This window comes from Mesorhizobium sp. WSM4836 (genome assembly GCF_055811815.1).
Window position 1 is genome coordinate 1 of record NZ_JBVVQF010000040.1, and the last position, 3,309, is coordinate 3,309.

The following is a 3,309-nucleotide window of genomic DNA, read 5'->3' on the forward strand; positions in this document are numbered from 1 at the left end:
CCCCTCCGCCCCCCCCCCGCCCTGCCTCCGTGCGGCCGCGCGGGGCGCGGGGGGGGGGGGGCGCGGCGGGGGGGGGGGGGGGGCCCGCCCCCCCCGCCCCCGCCCCCCCGCCTCCCCCCCCCCCCCCCCCCCCCCCCCCCCCCCCCCACGGAGAGGGGAGCCGCGCTCTACGAAGGCCCCCTCTCCGGCCGCTTCGCGGCCACCTCTCCCCCGTAAATGGGGCGAGGAACCCCAGGCGTTGATAGGAAGGTGCAAGCCTCGCCGATCCCATCATTGTCAGTAGACTCAAGCTCCCCAAACGGCTTTTCTAGGCCATCCCAAGCCTCGGAGAACGGCCATGCACCGCCGAACCCTAATCGCCGTCAGCCTTTCCCTCACCCTGGCCTTCGTGCCGCTGCGCGCCTTTGCCGCCTCGCCGCAGCCGGCGAAGGGCGAGCACGGCATGGTGGTGAGCGCCCAGCATCTTGCGTCCGAGGTCGGCGTCGAGGTGCTGAAGAAGGGCGGCAATGCCGTCGACGCCGCGGTCGCCGTCGGCTATGCGCTGACCGTGGTCTATCCGACTGCCGGCAATATCGGCGGTGGCGGCTTCATGACCATCCGCTTCAAGGACGGCCGCTCGACCTTCCTCGATTTTCGCGAGCGTGCGCCGCTGGCCGCGACCAAAACCATGTATCTCGACAAGGACGGCAAGCCGGTGAAGGGCGCCAGTCTTGACGGCTATCTGGCGGTCGGCGTGCCGGGCTCGGTTGCCGGCTTCGAGATGGCACGGGAGAGATACGGCACGCTGACGCGGCAGGACTTGCTGGCGCCGGCCATCCGCTTTGCCAAGGAAGGCTTCGTGCTGGAGCAGGGCGATGCGGCCTCGCTCCAGGGCGGCGCGGAGCGGTTGGCGAGGGACCCAGCGGCGGCGGCCATTTTCCTCAAGCCGGACGGCAAGCCTTATGCTGTCGGCGAGCGCCTAGTTCAGCCCGATCTCGCGGCTTCGCTTGCCGCCATTTCCGAACGCGGGGCGGATGCCTTCTACAAAGGCGCGATCGCCGACGCCATCGTCAAGGCGAGCGGCGAGAAGGGCGGCATTCTGGCCAAGGCTGATTTCGAAAACTATGCGGTGCGTGAGCTCAAGCCGGCGACCTGCAATTATCGCGGCTACGAGATCATTTCCTCGCCGCCGCCGAGCTCAGGCGGCGTCATCATCTGCGAGATCCTCAACGTGCTTGAGTTCTATCCGCTGTCCTATCTCAGTGCCGGTTCGGCCGAGACGGTCCACGTCATGGTCGAGGCGATGCGCCACGCCTATGTCGACCGAAATTCGGCGCTCGGCGATCCCGGCTTCGTCGACAATCCGGTTACAAAACTGCTCGACAAGAATTACGCCAGGGAAATCCGCGAAAAGATCGATCCGTTCCGGGCCGGCGTGTCGCGGGAATTGATGCCGAAGGGCTTTGGCGAGAGCAGCGAGACGACGCATTATTCGATCATCGACAATGACGGCAACGCCGTCGCGGTGACCTACACGCTGAACGGCTCTTTCGGCGCCGGCGTCGTCGCCGCCGGCACCGGCATCCTGCTCAACAACGAGATGGACGACTTCACCCAGAAGCCCGGCGTTCCCAATCTCTATGGCCTCGTCCAGGGCGAGGCGAATGCGATCGCGCCGAAAAAGACGCCGCTGTCGTCGATGAGCCCGACCATCCTTGCCAAAGACGGCAAGCCGTTCATGGTCATCGGCAGCCCCGGCGGTTCACGCATCATCACCATTACGCTGGAGGCGATCGTCAACGTCATCGACCACGGCATGAACATCCAGGAGGCGATCGATGCGCCGCGCATCCATCATCAGTGGTTGCCCGACACGGTCTATATCGAACCGTTCGGCCTGTCGCCCGATACGGAAAGGCTGCTCACGGGCATGGGCTACCGCCTCGATCTTGCCGACACGACCTGGGGCCAGGCGGCCGGCATCCTGGTCGGCGGCAAGAGCCTGGCGGAAATCGAGAAGGGTGGAGGCGCCCGTTACAACGGCGCCATCGACAGCCGCGCCGCGGCCGGGAAGGCTATCGGGTATTAGCCATGATCCCGACCAGTCAGGCAGCAAAATTGGAACCGGTTGGGCAAATCATGCTCGATAGGAAGATTTCGCCTTGCTTCAGGTGACCAGCGCGATTGCGGACGCAATCAGCATCAATGCCGCGACGCCGACGAACAGCGCGTAGATGCGCGGCCGGTCGAGCAGGAGCGCATTGCCGGAAATCCATGCCGCGGTGGCGCCGCCAAGCGCGAAAAAGAAGGTGCTGCGGCGCCCGAAGCTCAAGCCGGCAGCCATCAGGCCGCCGATGATCAGCGCGCCGAACACGATGATCACGGCGACTGCGTATTTTTCGAAGTCGTTGCTGCCGGCACTCGGACCGATCGCGTTCAACCGCGACAGATCGTCCGGATCGAACGGGCTGGTCGACCCATATTCGTCTTGACCGACAGGCTCATGCATCATTCGTTCTCCGCAAACCGGCAGCAAATCATCAAGCCCCGCCGAGCGCAACCGCTCGCCGAATGTGATCGGCACGCTGTTCAACACTTTCTGGCGGCGGCTTGCCAGAGATTTTTGGATTCGCGCTTTGATCGCCCCGCCGCGCGGCCCGCTCAAGCGCTTTGCCCGAGCTGAATCTTCAAGCCGCCCTGGCCAAAGTCTGCGTCGGCTGAATGGAAGCCCCAAGTACCGCCTGTGCGGCGTCGGCCTGCCTTTCATCGACATGTGCCAGTACCAGGATCACGCCTTGTGCGGCATCCGGCTGGCCCGGCTGCTTGCCGATGTCGGATAACATGCCGAAAAGTCTGCCGGCAACGCAGCCCAAGACTGCACCGACGAGGGCCGATGCCAGCCATCCCGCGCCGACGGGATCGACGCCTGGGATATCAAAGGCGCCAAGGCCGGCCAACAAACCCGCTGCCGCGCCAAGGACGGCACCCGTATCTGGATCACGCAAGACGGCGCCGATTTCATCATCGTAGGGTCCGATGACGCTGATCTGGTGGCGCGCAATTCCTGCTTCCTGAAGCGCTTCGACGGCACGCGCCGCCTCGTCATGGGAATCGAAAAGTCTGCTGATTGTTCGCATTGAAACTGCCTGTGAGGCCCCCCGGCCCTCCACGGTACGGCGGGGTTCCTGCCGAGCGACGACGCCGAGAAACCCCTGACGCATACGTCGCCCGCCCCGCACGTTTTGGGGGGGGGGGGCCGGGGGGCCCGCGGTGAACAAACTACAGTGACATGGACGAGCCGCCGGGGGCGGGGGGGCCGCCCAACCGGGG

Annotated in this window: 3 protein-coding genes; 1 reads left to right on the forward strand and 2 read right to left on the reverse strand. The window is 65.5% G+C overall.

The annotated features are described in order from the left end of the window. Nucleotides 1-337: 337 nt before the first annotated feature. A complete protein-coding gene (gene ggt, locus AC0L2P_RS29875) occupies nucleotides 338-2,068 on the forward strand; it encodes a gamma-glutamyltransferase (RefSeq protein ID WP_473506574.1) in 1,731 nt (576 codons plus the stop codon). A 78-nt stretch (nucleotides 2,069-2,146) separates the two neighbouring features. Here ggt and AC0L2P_RS29880 read toward each other — a convergent pair whose 3' ends face one another. Both AC0L2P_RS29880 and AC0L2P_RS29885 read right to left on the reverse strand, forming a co-directional pair. Further along, nucleotides 2,147-2,491, reverse strand: coding sequence for a hypothetical protein (locus AC0L2P_RS29880; RefSeq protein WP_352482455.1), 345 nt, complete (start codon nucleotides 2,489-2,491; stop codon nucleotides 2,147-2,149). A gap of 175 nt (nucleotides 2,492-2,666) precedes the next feature. Continuing rightward, nucleotides 2,667-3,116 carry a hypothetical protein gene (locus tag AC0L2P_RS29885; protein WP_473506576.1) on the reverse strand — a complete coding sequence of 150 codons (450 nt, stop codon included), beginning with the start codon at nucleotides 3,114-3,116 and terminating at the stop codon, nucleotides 2,667-2,669. Nucleotides 3,117-3,309 lie beyond the last annotated feature (193 nt).